Genomic DNA, 17,780 nt, shown 5'->3' on the forward strand with positions numbered 1-17,780 from the left:
GCACGGAGGATTGGCACGGACCGCCTCACGCAGCGCGGTTGTGACGATCAGCGGGCAGCTCGCCCGTGTCCTCCTGCAGTCGGTCGGCGTCGTCATCCTTGCGCGCCTGCTCGCCCCGTCCGACTATGGCCTCGTCGCGATGGTCCTCGTGATCATCGGCATCGGCGAGGTCGTGCGCGACTTCGGCTTGTCGACCGCGGCAGTACAGGCGAAGACGCTGTCCATCGAGGAGCGCACGAATCTCTTCTGGATCAACAGCGGGATCGGCCTCACCCTGACCGTGGCGCTGATGCTCGGATCGCCCCTGGTGGCTGCACTGTTCGGGGATTCTCGCCTGGTGGGCCTGACCCTCGTGCTCGCGGTGACCTTCCTGTTCAACGGGATCGCCACGCAGCTGCGCGCGGACATGAACCGCGACCTGAGCTTCGGGCGTCTGGTCGTCTCGGACATCCTCGGTCAGCTCTTCGGGCTGGCGACGGGAGTCGTGATGGCCCTGTCCGGCTTCGGTTATTGGTCCCTGGCGGGGCAGCAGGTCGTGCTCTCGCTCAGCACCTTGACCGTGGTGTGCGTGTTCGCCCGCTGGAGACCGGGACGATATCGCCGGGACGTCCCCGTCCGCCGGTTCCTCAAGTTCGGCCTCGAGGTGATCGGCGCTCAGGCGCTCGGCTATGCGAGCAAGAACATCGACACGCTCGTGATCGGCACGACGCTCGGTGCCACCCCGCTCGGCTACTACAACCGGGCGTACCAGCTGCTCGCTCTGCCGTTGAGCCAGATCAACGCTCCCAGCACGCGTGTGGCGCTGCCGGTGCTCTCCAAGCTGCAGACGCAGAGGGACCGGTTCGGGGCTTACCTGCTTGCCGGCCAGACCGCGATGCTGCACCTGGTCCTCACGATCTTCTCGCTCACCGCGGCCGTCGCGGTGCCTCTCGTCGACCTGGTGCTCGGGGACAAGTGGGCCTCGGTGGCTCCGCTGTTCCAGATCCTCGCCGTCGCCGGCGTCTTCCAGACCGCGGGCTACGCCACATACTGGACCTTCCTGGCGAAGGGACTGACGCGCTCCCAGCTCTATTGGCAGCTCGCGTCGCGGCCCATCGTGATCGGGGCCGTCATCATCGGCTCCTTCTGGGGGATGACCGGGGTCGCCACCTCCTACGCCGGGGCGAGTGTCGTCACCTGGTTCCTCGGACTGCTGTGGATCCGTCGGGTCTCCGACGTCCCTGTCCGGGGCATGTTCTTCAATGTGGTTCGTGCCGTGAGCGGCTACGGCGTCTGCGCGGCGGCGGCCTGGGGCGCGTCGCTGCTCGCCCGTGACCACGTGCCGAGCCTGCTCCTCGGCATCGCCGGGTGGCTGGTCGCGTGGGCACTGGTCACCCTCGCCTGGCCGGGCTTCCGGCGGGACGTGTCGACAGTCGTGCGGATGGGCAAGCTGCTCCGCCGCTCGAAGAACGTGGACGTCGTTCCCGAGGTGGAGTCCGAGGTGGGTGTCAGCGCCGAAGGCGAGCCACTGCCGCGATCGTCGGCTGCAGCAGTCGAGTCGTGACCGCGAGCGTCTCGTGAACCTGTCTCACCAGCTCCTCCTCGCCGACCTGGTCGATCACGCCGAGCGTCACGGTCGAGGGCGAGGAATCCTCCCGCAGATCCACGGTGTGCGCCCAGCCGATATCGGTGAGCAGCGGAGCGAACTTGCGCGAGTACGCCCAGGCGATCGCCGGTGTGCCGGTGGAGATGGCGTTCAGGCAGGCGTGCATGCGCGAACCGACCACCAGTCGGGCGGCCGACACCATCTCCCTCACCTCGTCCAGGGACGCGGGCACCAGAACCTCGAGCCCGAGTTCCTCGCCCAGCGCGCGGACGACCGGCACGTCGTTGTCGGCGCTCCGGTTGTCGATCACGTGCGCGAGCAGCGTCACGGTGCGTCCCCGACTCCGCAGGCCGTCGATCAGGTTCCGGACTTCGCGCCGGTAGTGCTCCGGGTCGCCGTGACGGGACGAGTTCCAGAGCAGTCCCGAGATGTTCAGCAGGACGTCCCGCGGCTCGGCTCGAGCGGGTTGGGGCAGCGCGAACACGATGTCCGTGGCCGTCGTGTCCACCGGCCGTCCGAGCTTGGCGGCGTAGGCCGCGCTCGCCGTGTCGCGAGCGGCGACGAAGGCGGCCCGTCGCAGCGTGTACCGGGCGCCCACGCGGAAGCGTCGAGTCGAGAATGGGCCGATCGTCTGCGGGGACATGACCACCGGGATCTTCAGCTTGCGCGCCGCGTGCTGGACGTACATCATCCGGGTGATCCTTCGCGGTCCATAGATGTCCGCGAAGCTGTCGCCGGCTCCCGTGTCGATGACGAGGTCGTACTGCCGGAGCCATTCGGTGACCGGGCCACGGCGGGAGATCGCATCGCGCCTGATCAGTCCCATAGAGGGGGAGAATCCGGCGGCATTCGGGCCAAGGTCCTGGAAATCGATGCTGATGTCCTCGCCGAGCGCGGCCCGCGCCAGCGATTCCGCTCCTCGAGCCAGCGCTCGGACTCCCAGATTGGCGGATCGGTCATCCGCCCACAGCACCAGCACGCGCACGATTGCCCCCCTTTTCTCGTGCCCTCGGCACAGAGCGCGACCGAGCCTAGCCGACCCCTCGAGGAGCCCCGATCGTCGACGATCGACCGCTCAGCACGGGGAGTTGCTCGATGAGCGGCACCCGCCGGGCTTTCGCCGTCGTCGTCGTCAACTACGACTCGGCGGATCTGATCGACCGCAATTACGCCTCCGTTCCCTTCGACCGACTGGGAGGAAGCCTCGTCGTCGTCGACAACCGCAAGAGCGCGGACGCCACCGCGGCGATCACCGAACTCTGCGCGCGGCACGGATGGGACCTGCTGGTCAACGAGACCAACGAGGGCTTCGGAGCGGCGATGAATGCGGGTGTGGCGTCTGCGCAGGCGCTCGGCTGCGACGTGGTCGTGCTCGCCAATCCGGATCTCAGGCTGGAGAGCGCGGTTCTTGAGGAGCTGGTGCGGTCGTGCCGTCAGGAGCCCCTCACCGCGCTCAGCCCGAGGGTGGTCCGGGACACGGGTGCAGTCTGGTTCTCGGGCGGCACGGTGCTCGTGGATGAGGGACGGACGTCAACGCGTCCGGGCGTGCGCAGCGATGAGCCCGACGGTTGGCTCTCCGGAGCCTGCCTGGCCGTGCATACGGAACTGTGGGACCGGTCAGGGGGCTTCGACGACGACTACTTCCTGTACTGGGAGGACGTCGACCTCTCCTGGCGGTTCGTCGCCGCCGGGGGCAGGCTCGCGGTGCGGGAGGATCTCACCGTCGTGCACTCGGTGGGCGGCACTCAGCACTCCCGCGGCAAGTCTCCGACCTACGTCTACTACAACTGCCGGAACCGGCTGCTCTTCGCCGCCCGTCATCTGAACCACGCCCAGCAGCGCAACTGGGCCCGGCGGAGCTTCCGATACGCCCGTGCGGTGGCGCAACGCGGCGGGCGCAGGGACTTCCTCGCCCATGCCCTTCCGCTGACCGGCGCCGCAGTGCGCGGCACACTGGCCGGCCTGAAGCTGCTGCGCCGTGCTCGCGCCGCGGGCCGGCGACTCGTGGTGCTTCAGTCCTTCCCTGGCGTGGGCCGGGAGACGAACCCCTACCTGATCGAACTCGCGTCCTCGGTCTCCGCCGCCGCCGACGTGCGGTACTTCTCCTGGGCCTACGCCCTGCTCGGCAGGTACGACGTGCTGCATGTGCACTGGCCGGAGCGGCTCATCCGCAGCGAGAGACCCCTCGCTGCCCGCCTTCGACCGGTGCTGTTCGCGCTGCTCCTCGTGCGGATCGCACTGACCCGCGCCGTCGTGGTGCGGACCGTGCACAACCTGGCCAGCCACGAGGAGGGGCGACGGACCGAGCAGCTGCTCGTCGCAGCCCTCGACCGCCTGACGGCGAGGTGGATCCGACTCAACCCCTTCACCCCGGTCCCGGTGGACGCTCCTGTCTCGACCATCAAGCACGGGGACTACCGCTCGTGGTTCGCTGCGCACCCCCGCCCGGACAGGGTGCCGGGTCGCATCCTCCATTTCGGTCTCATCCGCGGCTACAAGGGAGTGGACGAGCTCCTCGCCGCTTTCGCAGGCCTCGAGGATCCGAGGGCCTCCCTGCACGTCGTGGGAAAGGCGGGCAGGCGGGAGCCTCACCTCCGCGCCCTCGCCGAGGCAGACCCGCGGGTGGTGCTCTCCCTCGGCTATGCGGACGACGCGGCCCTCGCGCGCGAGTTGGGGGAGGCCGAGCTGGTCGTGCTCCCGTATAGGGCCGTCCACAACTCCGGTTCCGCACTCCTCGCCCTGTCGCTCGACCGGCCGGTGCTGATGCCGGATGACGTGGTGGTCCGCTGGCTTCAGGACGAGGTCGGGGCGGAGTGGGTGCTGCCGTATGCGCCGCCGCTCACCTCGGAGGTTCTCGCGGCAGCGCGGGTCGCGGTTGCGGGCCGGGGGTCAGAGGCGGCCCCGCTCGCCGGGCGCGAGTGGCCGACGATCGGCGCACAGCACGTGGACGTCTACCGGGAGGCCGTCAAGGGGCGGCGCGCGTGGCGCCGAGGGGCGGTCCACCCCCCAGTGCAGGGGGAAAAGCGCGGGCCGGACCCGCGTCAGGTCCGACTTGCACTCCTCCGGGCTCTAGCCTGGCGCCCGAACCGCGTGGGCACCGTGGCGGGGGAGGGACGCGACCATGGCTCGATCTGACGTGGGGTTCCCGAGTCGGCGCTCCGAGTGGCTGATGGACGGCCTGAGGGTTGTGGCCCTGGCAGCGCTCCTCGCCGGAACCTTCTTCCCGTACCTGGTGGGCGCCGCGCTTCAGCTGTCCTACCTGATGTTCGGGGCGCTGTGGCTCTACTCGGTCCTCGCTCTGCTGAGAAGGGAAGGAGCCGGCATCCGGCTGGCCTCGGCCATCCTGTTCCCCGCGCTTCTCGTCGCCGCCGCGTATTTCGTGTACTCCCTGCCCGACGTGCTCACCGCCCCGCTCGGTGTGCTGCCCGGCGTGATCCGTGAGTACCTGCTCGTTCCGCCGGTCGCGATCATGGCGGGCGCATTGCTGCTGCGGGATTCTCTTCTTCCGCTCTTCCTCAACCTGCTCCGCATCTTCGCCCTGCTCACCGCCGTCCTCGCCGTGGTCGAATACCTCCGCGGAGGGTTCCTGTTTCCGGGAAACGTCTCCGAACTGGCCCTGCGCAAATTCCAGACCGTGAACGTGGATTCGCTGCCGGGCGGGGGAATCCGGGCGCTGGTCGCGACCGAGCACCCGCTGATCCTCGCGGCCCTGCTGGCCGCGGCCCTTCCTCTCTCACTTCGGCGGCGATCGCTGCTCGGAGTCGTTGAGGCGGTTGTGCTGATCGCCGGCATCTTCGCCACCGGCAGCGTCGGTCCGCTCGGCTTGGCGGTCGCCGCTCTGCTCATCGGCCTGCTCCTGCCCTCCTCTCGTCGGGGACGCTCGCTGCTGGGGGCAGCGGCAACAGGCTGGCTCTACCTGGCTGGAGTCGCCGTCTTCCTCGCGCTGACCGTCCTCGTGTGGTCGCCCGTCGTCGACCAGCGGGCCGGGGCGGACGCGAGCACGCAATACCGCTTCGCCCTCTACGCCTTGATTCCCCGGATCATCTCCACCCACTTCTTCGGTTACGGCGTGGGCGAGGTCCCCGCCGGCGAACTGTTCCTCAACCACAATGGCCCGGCGCTCGACGTGGCCAACACCGTGGACTCTGAGCTCATGCTGCTCGTCATTCAGGGCGGGATCATCGGACTTGCTCTGTTCTTCGGCGTCCTCTGGATCGCCGTTCGCTTTGTCACTCGGGGCGGCGAGGGGCAGGCGCTCGCCGTCGTTCTGCTTCTCACCACCCTGTCCGGGTTCTTCCTGGCGCTGCACGTCTGGAGTTCGATGGGCGCGTTCTGGGAAGTCCTTCTCGGAGCGGGAATCGCCGCTATGGTGAGGCCCCGAACGGGGGCTGAGAAACAGGAACAATTGCCGGAAGAATCACCGTTGGAGTCAGTTCTGCTCCCTCCCGATGGTCGCCTGCCCGAGCGACTTAATCTGGACGCATCAGCAGCCCGGGTCAGAACGAAAACCGAGAGGCTTCCCTAGTGCAATTCAGCGACTTCCCCCGCATTCTGCGGCGAAACGTGTTGATCCTGATCGGCCTATCCGTTCTCGCGGCCGGCGCCGGCGCCGGCTACTCCGCTATTCAGACCCCGCTTTATCAATCGACGGCTTCCGTGTTCGTGACGACTCAGTCGGCGAACACCGTGTCCGAACTGAGTCAGGGAAGCACATACACCCAGCAGGTGGTGCAGAGCTACGCCGACGTGGTGACGAAGGCGATCGTGCTCGCCCCGGTCATCGAGGAGCTGGGCCTCCAGATGACACCTGCCGCACTGGCCGGCAAGCTGTCCGCGTCCGCGCCCCTGAACACGGTCCTGCTCGAGATCTCGGCGGTCGATCCGTCTCCTGCGCTGGCGGCGAAGATCGCGAACTCGGTGACCAGGAGTCTCGTCGCGGTAGTCCCGGAGCTCAGCCCGACCACCGCGGGCACTGCCCCTCAGGTCAAGATCACCGTGTTGCAGCCGGCCGTCCCATCCACCTCTCCGGTCGTGCCGCGCACCGCGGTCAACATCGCGCTCGGCCTGCTCGTGGGTCTCGCACTCGCCCTGGCCATCGCGGTTGCCCGCGAGGTCCTCGACACCCGCATCCGGACGCTCGAGGATATCCGGCTGGTCACGGAGCTGCCCGTGCTCGGGGGGATCACCTATGACCGCGACTCGAAGACCAATCCGCTCGTCGTCCAGCATGACCCCCGCGGTCCGCGCGCGGAATCCTTCCGGTCGCTGCGGACGAATCTGCAGTTCCTCGACGGCGGTCGAGGGGTTCGCAGCGTTGTGATGACCTCCTCGGTGGAGAACGAGGGAAAGACGACCTCCGCAGCCAACCTGGGCATCGCGATGGCCGAGGCGGGCCTCTCCACCGTGATCGTGGAGGCGGACCTTCGCAAGCCGCGACTCTCGACCGCCCTGGATCTCGAGGGTGCGGTAGGCCTGACGGATGTCCTCATCGGTCGGTTCGAGCTGGATGAGGTCCTGCAGGAATGGGGAGCGCACGGCATGGCCGTCCTCCCGGCCGGCCCGATTCCCCCGAACCCGAGCGAGCTGCTCCAGTCGGAGGCCATGGCCGACCTGGTGAGCAAGCTCCTCGACCGCTTCGAAGTCGTCCTCTTCGACGCGCCGCCGCTGCTGCCTGTCAGTGACGCGGCAGTGCTCAGCCGGCTCACCGACGGGGCGATCGTGGTGGCGGCGGCGCGGCGCACGAACAGCACCATGCTGAAAGCGGCGATCGACGTCGTCGACGCTGTCGACGCCCGAGTCCTGGGAATTCTGGTCACCATGCTGCCCGCCAAAGGCCCGGACGCGGCCGGCTTCGGAGGGTACGGCCACAGCTACCACTACGCGGAGGCCACCGCGAAGAAGCCGAAGATCGGCCGAGCCGCCCGGATCAAGGCGAGGGCCGGAGGCGCGCTGCGCATCTCAGGCTCCTGACTGGGGCGCTGCCGTCATGCGGGCAGCGCCACAGTCAATGCCGGGTGATCCCGATGGAGGACCCGTCCGTGAACTTGTCGTTGTCGAGCGTCGGCGTGGTCCCATCCGAGTCGATCACGAGGGCGCATCGACGGAACTGCATCGTGAGTTCGAAGACGTTGTCCTTGAGTGTGATGCCGCTCAGAGGGCCGCGAGGGCCCTGCGCGATGTTCACCGTGCACCCCCCGTCGGCGAACCTGTTGCCGGATACCAGCACGTCGGAGACAACGCCGGAACCCTGAGTGATCATGATGGCGGCATTGTGCGACCCGGACAGGATGCTGTTGGTGATCCGGATGTTGCTGCCGGCCTGAATCTGCACGTTGTCGTCGTGGCTCTTGTTGTCCGAGTGGTTCGGGTCCGGCGAATAGTGCAAGTTGCCGTGCAGCCAGGAGTCGTCGATGGTCACGTTTCCCCCGGTCAGGTGGACCTGGTCGATGACGCTGTGGATGTTGACTCGGCGGAGTTCGAAGTTGAACCCCATGATGCCGTTCACGTAGTAGTTGGGGACGGTCGCGGCGATCTCGGTGTCGAGGATCTTCAACCGGGGGGCCCCGGCGAGCGCGTTGACCAGAGCGCCGCGTTCCCCGCCGTCGGCGCCACGGATGATGGAGTTCCGGATCGTGACGTCCGCGGCTTTCACGATGACCCTGCCGTGCAGGTCCACAGAGTCCAGCACCGTGCCGGCCTTGGTGATGGTGATGTTGCCCTGCACGACCTTCAAGGCGTCGTTGCTGGGGTTGCTCTCGGTGGGCTCCGGCGCGGGGGCGGGGACCGTCACTGGAGGGGGAGCCGGTGCCGGAGCCGGCTCGGCCTCCGGCGACGGCGGCTGGACCGCGGGACGGGGCTGAGGGGCAGCAGTGCTGGTCTTCGTCGGCTTGGGGCGGGGAGCCTCCTCCGCGGCGGTGCCGGTGGGCGAGGGAGCAGGCGCGGGGGCGGCGCCATTGTTCCCGCTGCCATTGGCGACCTCGTCGGCCACGTCGTCCACGATCGTGTCCACCACGCTGGCGACCGGAGCGGCGGACGGACCAGCCGGGGAAGGAGTGGCCTGCACATGCTTGGTCAGGGCGTCCCGGAGCTCCTCGGTGGAGATGTCCTGACGTGAAGTGGTGACCGACACGACGGTGGTGGCCTCTTCCTCCTGCGAAGGGGCCGGCGCGTCGTCGGCGGTCGGCGTGGCCGTTCCCGCATCGACCTCGGGGGACGCGCTCGTCGTCGCTTCCGCCGAGGGGACGGACCGGGCGCCGTGCTTGTCTCCCGCGCTGGTCAAGCCATGGAGCTGCACGAGCACTGCGCGCACCTGCTCAGGTGCCCCCCGCAGGGGGAGCGGCTTGCTCTCGTTCGCGTTCAGCGTGACCGTGAGATCCATGTCCACCGGTGCGGCGACATAGTCGTCGTACTCGGCATCGGCGGAGACTCCCGTGAAGAAGCCCACAATGCTCAGGACCGTCGCCCCTCGCGCGTTCTCGTTGACCAGCCGGAGGCGGTTCCCCGACGCCGTGGTCAGCGGGAGCACGGCGACGGTCGGCTCCACGCTGGGGCTCCCGTCGGCGGCGAGTGGCGACGTCGCGCACTCCGACGTCTCCGCTGCGCAGACGGCGACGAATCGCGGCTCGGCAAAGACGATCGCGGCCAGTGACAGCGCGCCGACCACCCCAAGGGCCGTCGCGCCGCCGACGAGCGCCTTGGCCCGTCGTCCAGGACTCAGGATGCTTGCGACAGACGCTTTTCCCCGATGAGCGTGCATGTACCAACCTTGTCGTCAGGCATGACGAAGAAACCGCATACCCGTGCGGTCCATCAGTCGATGCGAGAAGCGCTGTCAAGCCCGAAGAAAGGGGTTGACCGACGCTCGAACAGGTGCCAACCTAACACCCCTCGAAAGGGGGGCAGGCAGGGGAGTGGGCGTGTTGCGAGGGCGCCCGGCGATGGGGGACAGAGAGTTCTCCCCAGGGCCGGTCCCGTAATGCTGAGCCGGCAGCACCGGTTCTCCACAGGCAGAGGACGACGAAACCCTCAACCATCTGTCCCCCGAACAGAAGGAGACTGGGGCGCGCTCTTCCCTCGCCGCGGCGGGCGTCGCCGCGAGGCCGACGGGGGATACCGTTGACGGTGTGAAGCGCAGCGTGAGGCATCCGGGGCGCACCGGCGTCACCCCGACGGTCGTGTTCCTGCACTCGTCTACTGAGCTCTACGGCTCGGATCGCATGCTCCTCAACGTGCTGGACACCCTTCCTCCTGCACTCACACCTGAGGTGTGGCTGCCGCATGACGTGCCTCTCGCCGAGCACGGCCTGGTCGCGCAGCTCGACGCGCGCGGGATCTCCTGGCGGGTTGAGCAGCTTCCGGTGCTCCGGCGTCGCTATCTGAAGAGTCCTCTTGGGCTCCTGCGCCTGATAGCGCGGTCCTTCACCCTCTTCGCCCTGCTGCGACGCTCGGGTGCGCCGGCTGTCTACCTGGCGACGTCAGCGCTGCTGGTCGCCGGGCCTGTCGCCCGGCTCGCCGGGTGCGCTCCCGTGCTCGTGCATGTGCAGGAGATCTGGTCCGGGGTCGAGGGGCAGGTTCTCGGGTTGTTGGGGCGGTCGGCGCACGCAGCGATCTGCATATCCACGGCCGTGTCCGAGTCGGTCCGCGGGCCATTGGGGCGGCGGTCGCGGGTCATCGTGAACGCGGTCGAAGATCCGCCACTCCCGCCCGTTCCCCTGCCGGCGGGGGAGGCGCGCCTGCGCTATGTGATGGCGAGCCGCTGGAACGCCTGGAAGGGGCACGGCACCCTGCTCGCCGCCTGGAACGACGGCCCGCCGCCCGGTCTCCTCACGATCCTGGGCGGCCCGCCCCCTGCCGGTGAGTCGGTCGATGTGCCGGCGATGGTCGGAGGCCTTCTCGCTCCTGAGTCGGTGGAGGTGCGCGGAGAGGTCGCCTCAACAACGCCCGCGATCGATGAGTCGGACTTCCTCGTGGTCCCGTCGGATTCCCCGGAGCCGTTCGGTCTGGTCGCCATCGAAGCGTTCAGCAGAGGCAGAGCGGTCGTCGGCAGCGACGGTGGAGGGCTTCGCGACATCGTCGAGGACGGCGTGACCGGCAGGCTGTTCCCGTTGGGGGACGCCCGGGCCCTGCGACGTGTCCTGGACTCCCTCAGCCGCGAAGATGCCCGAACGATGGGCCGGCGGGCGCGCGAGGAGTTCGAGAGGCGCTACTCCCTGAATCGGTACCGCGAGGACTTCGAAGCCGTGTGGCGTCCGCTGCTCCGCGAGTCGGGTCAGGCCGAGCGCCGGTACTCCGTGTAGACGCCGCCCGCGATTCCGGCCACCAGGCCGGCACCGCGAGCCGCGGTGCGCATCCCGCGCGCGCGAAGGTCGAGACGGCGGAGCAGGAGCCCGGCGAGGGCCTTCCCCGCACCTCCCGCAAGGCGGGCCAGACCCTGGGCGAGCAGACGCGCTCGGACCCGGAGCCGGCCGGCCGCCGAGGCCTCGAGGGCGAGCGAGGTGAGGATCCAGCTGTTGCCGGTACGGTACGCGCGCCTCAGAACCCACTGCCGTGTGGCCCGCTCAGCGGGAACGATGTCGAGCACGATCGCCTCGTCGCACCAGACGATGGTGCCGCCTGCCGCGTGCAGCTGCTTCGTGAAGAGCGTGTCCGACCCGCCCGTGAGGCCGAATCGCTCGTCGAAGCGGAGACCCAGGGGCCGGACCGCGGAGAGTTCGAGGAGGAGGTTGTTGGTCGCGGCAACACCGGTCACGGTTCCGGTGGGGAGTCGGCGCCGGTCGAAGAATCGCCCTGCACGAACCCACTCCTCGGGTTCCGCACCGAACTCCGAGATGACCGGTCCCACCACTGCTGCGCACTCGAACTTCTTCCAGGTGGACAGCAGGTCTCGCAGCCAGCCCTCGACGGGCCGCTCGTCGTCGTCGATGAAGACGAGGATGTCCGCATCGCCGGACGCATCCAGTGCGGCGTTCCTGGCGGCTGCGATTCCTGGGATCGCCGCGTGGTGGTAGCGCACCTGCTGACCGAAGTCACGCACCTGGCCCTCGGCGCCCGCCTCGGGGTCGTTGTCGACGATGAGGATCTCGACCTGCTCGGGCACCGACTCGGCCTGGGCGACCAGGCTCGGCAGGAGCTGAGCCAGGTCGTCCGGCCGCCGGTAGGTCAGTGCGGCGATCACCACGAGCGGGGAGCCCGAGCCGGCCGTTCCGCGAAGTCGCGCCGCGGTCACTTCACCTCCGTGACGAGCAGGTCATCGAAGGAGACGACGCTCGGCAGCGACGTTACGCCACCGCCGAAGTAGGCGCCAAGGCCCACCCCGCCCGCGACCTGCAGCGAGGAGGTGCTGTCGGTCGCGGTCGCCTGCCACGCGGCCGGCTCCGTGGCGCCGACCTTCCACGCCTTGGCATTGAGGGTGGTCGCCCCGCTGCCCGTGACCTGGAAGCGGACCTGCAGTCGCTCGTCCGCCGCCATCGTGAGGTTCGACAGCGTCACGGTCTTGAGCGCCGCCGCGCCGGTGCGGTACAGCGCGAGCTGCACCTGACCCGCCGGCGTGAGCGTGACACGCACCCGGTAGTCCTCGGTTGCCGTGCGCCGACCGACGACAGCGGCGTAGACGTTTCCGCCCACCGGGAGCGGTCCGAAGCCGACGCTGACCTTGACCTCGGTCGCCGTCGAGGAGACGCCGTTGAGGTACGCCTCGATCGTCTTGCCGGCTGCCGGGGTCGTGATCTTGCCCGCGCCGTCGACCGAGAAGTACGACCCCCCGGCCTTCAGCGTCCAGGTGCCGCCGGTGGTGGCGGTGCCCCAGCCGCCGGTCACGGCGCGACCGAAGTCGTCAGTGGCCAGGGGCCCGGCGGGAGGAGTGACCGGAGCGGCGACGGTGACGGACTTCGTGATGGAGTCCGTCGCGCCCTTGTTGTCCGTCACGGTGAGCTTCACCGAGTAGGTGCCGGCCGAACCATAGTCGTGGTTCGGGGTGGCGCCGGTGCCGACGCCGCCGTCTCCGAAGGTCCACGCGTAGCCGTCCACCGTGCCGTCGACGTCGCTCGACCCGGAGCCGTTGAAGCTGGCGGCCAGGTCGGTCGTGGTGAAGGAGAAGGCGGCGGTCGGGGCGGCATTCGTCGGCGCCGGGGGAGCAGACGCGGTCGGCCCTGCCCAGAAGTCGTCGAACCGGGTCGTGACCGATGCGGTTGCAGCGCCGTTGAGGTAGGTCGCGATACCCACTCCGCCCGCACTCTGGTAGCCGTCAGTGCTGTCCGTGGTGGTGAGGCGCCAGGCGGCCGGCTCCGTGCCGCCCACCTTCCAGACCTTCGCCTGGATCGTGGTCGGGGACGTTCCGGTGACCTGCAGCCGGATCCGGACCTTGTCAGCCGGGGCCATCGTCAGCCCGGCGACCACACCGCTCGTGAGCGTCGTGCCGTTGCGCTGCAGCTGCATCGTCACGGCGCCAGTTGTGCCGATCGCGAGGCGAACCCGGTAGTCATTGACGCCGATCCGGCGGCCGATGACGGCGATGTAGTGGTTCCCACCGGTGGCTGCCTGCGTCATCGACGCAGTCACCTGCACTTCGGTGTCGGTCGAGGAGGCCGAGCCGAGGGTGGCGGTCAGCGTGCTGCCCGCCACCGAGGTGACGTTGCCGGTGCCGTTGACCGAGTACCTCGTCGCGGAGCCTGTCGCAGTCCATGCCCCGCCGAGGTCGGCGTTGCCGAGACCGGCGGAGAGGGTGCGGTCGAATGCGTCGCGAGCCAGGTCACCGGTGGCCGGGGGAGCGGCGGTGACTGTCACCGGATGGGTGACTGAATCGGTCGCTCCCTTGTCGTCGGTGACCGTGAGGATCACGTCGTAGGTACCGGCCGCCGCGTACGTGTGCTCGGTCTTTGCGCCGGTTCCGCTGGTGCTGTCTCCGAAGTTCCAGGAGTAGCTGGCCACGGTGCCGTCGGAGTCGCTGGATCCGCTGGCGTCCATGGTGGCCACCAGGTCGGCCGAGCTGGAGCTGAAGGCTGCCACCGGCGGTGCGTTGGCAGCGGCAACCGTGACCGTGTGGGTGACGCTGTCGCTCGCGCCGTCGTCGTCCGTCACCGTGAGGGTCACGATGTGGTCGCCCGCGGTCGTGTAGGTGTGGCCCGCGGTCGACCCGGTCGCCGTGCCTCCGTCCCCGAAGTTCCAGGCGTAGGAGCTCACGGTGCCGTCGGAGTCGGTCGAGCCGCTTCCGTCGACCGACAGGGTGAGGCCGGTCGAGGTCGAGGTGAACGCGGCGGTCGGGGCGACATTCGCGGGAGTGCCGGAGCTGCCGGCGTTGTAGTGGCTGAGGACGTCGGAGGCGCTCAGCGCGTACCCGTAGACGGCGATCTCATCGATGGAGCCGCGGAGGTAGAACCAGCTCTCCCACGTGGTGTCGCCGCCGATGCGCCAGTAATTGACGGAGTTCTCGGCGCCCGTCTGGCCGTTCTGGCCGGCCAGAGAGCCGTCGACGTAGAGCTTCATGCCGGCGGAGGACTGCGTGGCGACCACGTAGTGCCACTTGTTGTCGTTGTATCCCGGGGCCGTTGTGGCGAGATTTGTTCCGCCCGTCCACGTTCCGAAGACGATGGTGCCGTCCGCCCTGAGGAAGACGTCGCGATCGTGGCTGCCGGAGTTCCCCGTCTGGTTGCCGCCGAAGCCGATCAGCTTTCCGCCCGAGGTCGAGTCCGTCTTGAACCAGCCCTCCAGCGAGTAGGTGGTGGGGTTGCTGAACCGGCGGTTGGTGTAGACGGTGTCGTCGTTGCCGTCGAAGGAGCCGGCAGTGTCGGTGGTGCCGACCACGGCGCCGGCGGCCCCGTGCGTGACCCCGTTGGCGTACGTGCCGTCGTTGCCGTTGCCGCTCGAGTCCACCGCGGTCGTGCCGGAGGTCTCGCCCAGACGGTAGTAGAGGTCCGGCTGTGCGGCATAGACGGTGCTGCCGTAGGCATCGGTCGGGACGACGGCGCCCGCAAGGGTGCGGCCGGAGAGCGTGTAGTGCTCACGGACCTGGTCGCGGGTCAGCGCTCCGTCGTAGATCGAGACGTCGTCGATCTTGCCGTCGAAGTAGTTGTCGCCATTCCACGCGCTGTCACCGCCGACTCGCCAGTAGCCCGAGTAGCCCTGGGCCGAGGTCACGTCGCTGCGCCGGTCGACTCGCGCACCGTCGATGTAGAGCTGCATGCCGGACGCGTCCATCATGGCGACCGCCTGGTGCCACTGGCCGTCGTTGAGACCCGCCTTGCTCTGCACGGTGGCCGTGAACCCGGGGTACACCCCGAAGTACACGGTGCCGCTGCCGTCCATGTAGATGTGTCGGTCGTAGGCGCTGGAGTTGCCGGTGTTGCTGTTGCCGAAGCCGACGATCTTGCCGCCTGTCGTGCTGGTCGTGTTGAACCAGCTCTCCAGGGCGAACGTCTGCGGGCCGTCGATGGGGGTGGTGCTGGCCACGAGGCCGGTCCCGTCGCCGGAGAAGGTCGCCGCAGCGTTGGAGTCGCCGTTGATGGCGCCGCTCTGGCCGAAGCCGACGCCGCTGCCGGCTGTTCCGTCGTTGAAGCCGGCCCAGTCGACCACCGAGGTGGAGCCGGACGGGTCACCGAGGCGCCAGAAGGTGCTGGCGTGGTCGTCGAGCACAGCCTGCGCGTAGTCGCTGACCTCGCCGGTGGCGGAGATCGTGACGCTGACCGCAGCGCTCAGCTTGGAGTTGAGGTACGGGTCGATCGCCTTCACCTGGTAGGTGTGGGTGCTCCCGGCATCGAGGCCGGTGTCGAGGTAGCCGAGGTGCGGTCGCTGCCACCAGGCCTTGGAGCCGGCGCTGGTCGTGTAGATGAGCTGCCCGTCGCGGCGGAGCTCGTACGTGAGGAGCTCGTTGTCGCGGTCGTAGTTGGCGAGCCAGCCGATGCGGGCGGTGCCCTTGGCGTAGGAGCTCACGGTGGGGGTCCAGTCCGCGCCGGCGAGGCGAGGGGCGTCCTTGTTGGGTGCGATGCTCTTGACCGCGAACCGGACGAGGCCCATCTGCGCGCGCTGGTTCACTCCCGGGAAGTCGCCGCCGTAGACCACGTACTGGTCGTTCGCCGCGACGCTCCAGGCAGCCTGGCCGCTGGGGCCGGTGTAGAAGTCCGGGTACCAGGTGAGCAGGCTCGGGATGGTTGTGCCTTCCCAGCTGGGGTAGCCGAGCGTGTTGCCGTTGGCGACGTTCGAGGAGGGCGCCTTGGACCAGGCGAGACCACGCTGCACGGTCCACGGCTCGGTCTGGGGGTAGCCGCCCGACGTGCCGCAGTAGTGGGGGTGCCCGGCGATGTAGACCACGCCATTGCCCTGCGCAGCGCTGTAGGTGTCGCCGTGGCAGTCTTCGACCCAGATCAGGTCGCCGGTGCTCCAGTCGGCGCGGAAGGTGCCCTCCAGGTTGCCGCCGCCGCCGAAGTGGTAGCCGGTGCCGTAGATGCTGTCGGAGTCGCTGCTGAGGCTCCAGATGGCGGCGTCGGCGCCAGCGTTCTTCACGCGCTTGGCGACGCTCCAGGCCAGGTTCTGACCGGTGACCGAGTCCACGGCGCCGAGGCCGTAGCCGGCGTCATCGCCGACATTCGGGCCACCCTGGCTGTTGAGGGTCGTGAAGTGGCCCCCGAAGACCACCTTGCTTCCGTCAGGGCTGACGACCATGGCGCGCGCACGGCGGTCCATGGCGGGAGCGAACGGGAGCAGGGCTCCGTTGGTGGCCGAGACCGCGCCGCCCCGCAGCCGTGCCGAGGACCCGATGGCCGTGAAGTCGCCGGCCAGGTAGACGGTGCTGCCGTGCACACCGATGGCGTCCACGATCTTGTTGACCGAAGGCTTGAACGTGGTGATCAGCGAGCCGTCCGCGATGTTCACGGCGGCGATGCGGTTGCGGACCACGCCGTTGACCTGCGTGAAGTTTCCGCCGATGTAGAGGCGGGTCTTGTCAGGGGACACCTCGATGGTCTTGATCTCACCGTTGGTGGTGGGAGCGAACGAGGTGTTCAGCACGCCCGTCCTGATGTCGTAGGCGAGGAGATTGGCTCGCGCGACCTGACCGGCTCCGCCCTCGCCGACCCCGGCGGGGCGGGCGCTGGTGAACGACCCTCCGACGTAGACGGTGTTGCCGACGATCTTCTGAGTCCAGACGATTCCGGACTTGTTGATCTGCACGGTGGGCAGAACGTCGGAGGCGACCGTCTCCGGCACTCCCGCCAGGGGAGCGGTGTCCGCATAGGCGGGCGCCACGAAGGACAGCCCTGCTGCGAGGACCACGGAAGCGGTCAGAAACGACGTCAGCGCGCGAACGCGCGCAGGAACAGAAATGGCCACGGGTAAGCCTTCGGGTGGGTATCGGCTGCTTTCGGGTAAAGCGCCAGTAGCCCGAAGTATAAGCGAGGATTCGCGGGGGTCGGATAGCCCCGCGTTAGGGGGCCATCCCCGGAATCGTGCGGCAGGGCTGGGTTCAGCGGGGGCCTTCGCCCTCGAAGGCGATGATCGGAGCGTCGACACTGGTGAACACCAGGAGCCGCACGAGGTCGCGCTCCTCGAGCGGAACGTTGTACACGTACGAGCCCTTCACGGTCTTTCCGGCACCCACTTCGGCCGGGACCATGGAGCTCTCCTCCTGCTCGAGTTCGATTGCGGGAGTGCGGTCCTTTCCGTAATCCGCATTCACGGCGACCTGTTGCAGCGACATCTTCTTCTTCGTGGAGTTCGTGAATTCCACGACGAACTGCAGAGCGGGGCCGGCGATCTCACCGGGGGCGTCTGCGGTTCCCTTGATCGCCTTGATCGAGGTGACGGCCACGGTGAGTCCCGGCTCGACGGCCGGAGTGCTCTCGAACGGGGCAGGGACCTCTTCCATCGGCTTGCCGACGGGCGTCGAATCCGGGGCGGGCGCCGCTGACGCGGACGGGGACGGGGACACGGAGGGGGAGGCCGTGGGTGAGGCAAGCGCGGTCGCCGTCGGTGAAGAGGTCGTGGCGCCACTGGGGCTGGAGGTGGGCCCGGGCTTCGCTCCGCCGAGAACTGCGCTGAGGATGAAGCCGGTGAGAGCGAGGAGGGCGACGACGGCGACACCGACGATCACCCAAGTGCGGCGTCGCGACGTCCGCTCAGGCGTTGCTGGATCGTCGTCGGTCACGATGAGCTCGCAATCTGGATAGTTGCTCCGGGAGAGCAAATATAGTCTCCGCCGCTCGTTCGC

At 68.7% G+C, this 17,780-nt stretch carries 10 protein-coding genes; 5 read left to right on the plus strand and 5 right to left on the minus strand.

What is annotated here, in order from left to right; genetic code table 11:
- Positions 1–40 precede the first annotated feature (40 nt).
- Positions 41–1,543, plus strand: coding sequence for a lipopolysaccharide biosynthesis protein (locus JWR33_RS03660; RefSeq protein WP_297409568.1), 1,503 nt, complete (start codon positions 41–43; stop codon positions 1,541–1,543).
- Here the strand turns inward: JWR33_RS03660 and JWR33_RS03665 are convergent.
- Positions 1,488–2,570: a polysaccharide pyruvyl transferase family protein gene (locus tag JWR33_RS03665; RefSeq protein WP_297409569.1), complete on the minus strand. Its 1,083-nt coding sequence runs from the start codon at positions 2,568–2,570 to the stop codon at positions 1,488–1,490. The genes JWR33_RS03660 and JWR33_RS03665 overlap by 56 nt on opposite strands.
- A 110-nt stretch (positions 2,571–2,680) precedes the next feature.
- Between JWR33_RS03665 and JWR33_RS03670 the strand changes: the two genes are divergently transcribed.
- The 3 genes from JWR33_RS03670 to JWR33_RS03680 are packed head-to-tail and all read left to right on the plus strand — an operon-like array spanning position 2,681 to position 7,555.
- A complete protein-coding gene (locus JWR33_RS03670) occupies positions 2,681–4,720 on the plus strand; it encodes a glycosyltransferase (protein ID WP_297409571.1) in 2,040 nt (679 codons plus the stop codon).
- Positions 4,707–6,110, plus strand: a complete 1,404-nt coding sequence (locus tag JWR33_RS03675; protein WP_297409572.1) for an O-antigen ligase family protein — start codon at positions 4,707–4,709, stop codon at positions 6,108–6,110. Before JWR33_RS03670 ends, JWR33_RS03675 begins: the two co-directional genes overlap by 14 nt.
- Positions 6,110–7,555 (plus strand): polysaccharide biosynthesis tyrosine autokinase, encoded by a 1,446-nt coding sequence (locus tag JWR33_RS03680; RefSeq protein ID WP_297409574.1) that lies wholly within the window; start codon positions 6,110–6,112, stop codon positions 7,553–7,555. Before JWR33_RS03675 ends, JWR33_RS03680 begins: the two co-directional genes overlap by 1 nt.
- Positions 7,556–7,589: 34 nt before the next feature.
- Here JWR33_RS03680 and JWR33_RS03685 read toward each other — a convergent pair whose 3' ends face one another.
- Entirely contained in the window at positions 7,590–9,248 is a 1,659-nt protein-coding gene (locus JWR33_RS03685) for a hypothetical protein (RefSeq protein ID WP_297409575.1), read from the minus strand.
- Between the two features lie 460 nt (positions 9,249–9,708).
- On the opposite strand from JWR33_RS03685, the gene JWR33_RS03690 reads away from it, so the two are divergent.
- On the plus strand, positions 9,709–10,881 hold the full coding sequence (locus JWR33_RS03690) for a glycosyltransferase family 4 protein (protein WP_297409576.1): 1,173 nt from the start codon (positions 9,709–9,711) through the stop codon (positions 10,879–10,881).
- Here the strand turns inward: JWR33_RS03690 and JWR33_RS03695 are convergent.
- The 3 genes from JWR33_RS03695 to JWR33_RS03705 form a co-directional block, all read right to left on the minus strand.
- The gene (locus JWR33_RS03695) at positions 10,854–11,810 is read right to left on the minus strand and encodes a glycosyltransferase (protein ID WP_297409578.1); all 957 of its coding nucleotides are present in this window, start codon (positions 11,808–11,810) and stop codon (positions 10,854–10,856) included. The two genes, JWR33_RS03690 and JWR33_RS03695, sit on opposite strands and share 28 nt — an antisense overlap.
- Positions 11,807–16,903 carry a PKD domain-containing protein gene (locus JWR33_RS03700; protein WP_297409580.1) on the minus strand — a complete coding sequence of 1,699 codons (5,097 nt, stop codon included), beginning with the start codon at positions 16,901–16,903 and terminating at the stop codon, positions 11,807–11,809. The genes JWR33_RS03695 and JWR33_RS03700 overlap by 4 nt, the downstream gene beginning before the upstream one ends.
- A gap of 133 nt (positions 16,904–17,036) precedes the next feature.
- Entirely contained in the window at positions 17,037–17,717 is a 681-nt protein-coding gene (locus JWR33_RS03705) for a hypothetical protein (protein WP_297409581.1), read from the minus strand.
- Between the last annotated feature and the right edge of the window lie 63 nt (positions 17,718–17,780).

The sequence above is a fragment of the Naasia sp. genome (assembly GCF_025465545.1).
Classification (GTDB): domain Bacteria; phylum Actinomycetota; class Actinomycetes; order Actinomycetales; family Microbacteriaceae; genus Naasia.

Bases quoted from the DNA above. Each gene is read 5' to 3' on its own strand.
- JWR33_RS03670 (WP_297409571.1), top strand. From the start codon at position 2,681: ATGAGCGGCACCCGCCGGGCTTTCGCCGTCGTCGTCGTCAACTACGAC.
- JWR33_RS03675 (WP_297409572.1), top strand. From the start codon at position 4,707: ATGGCTCGATCTGACGTGGGGTTCCCGAGTCGGCGCTCCGAGTGGCTG.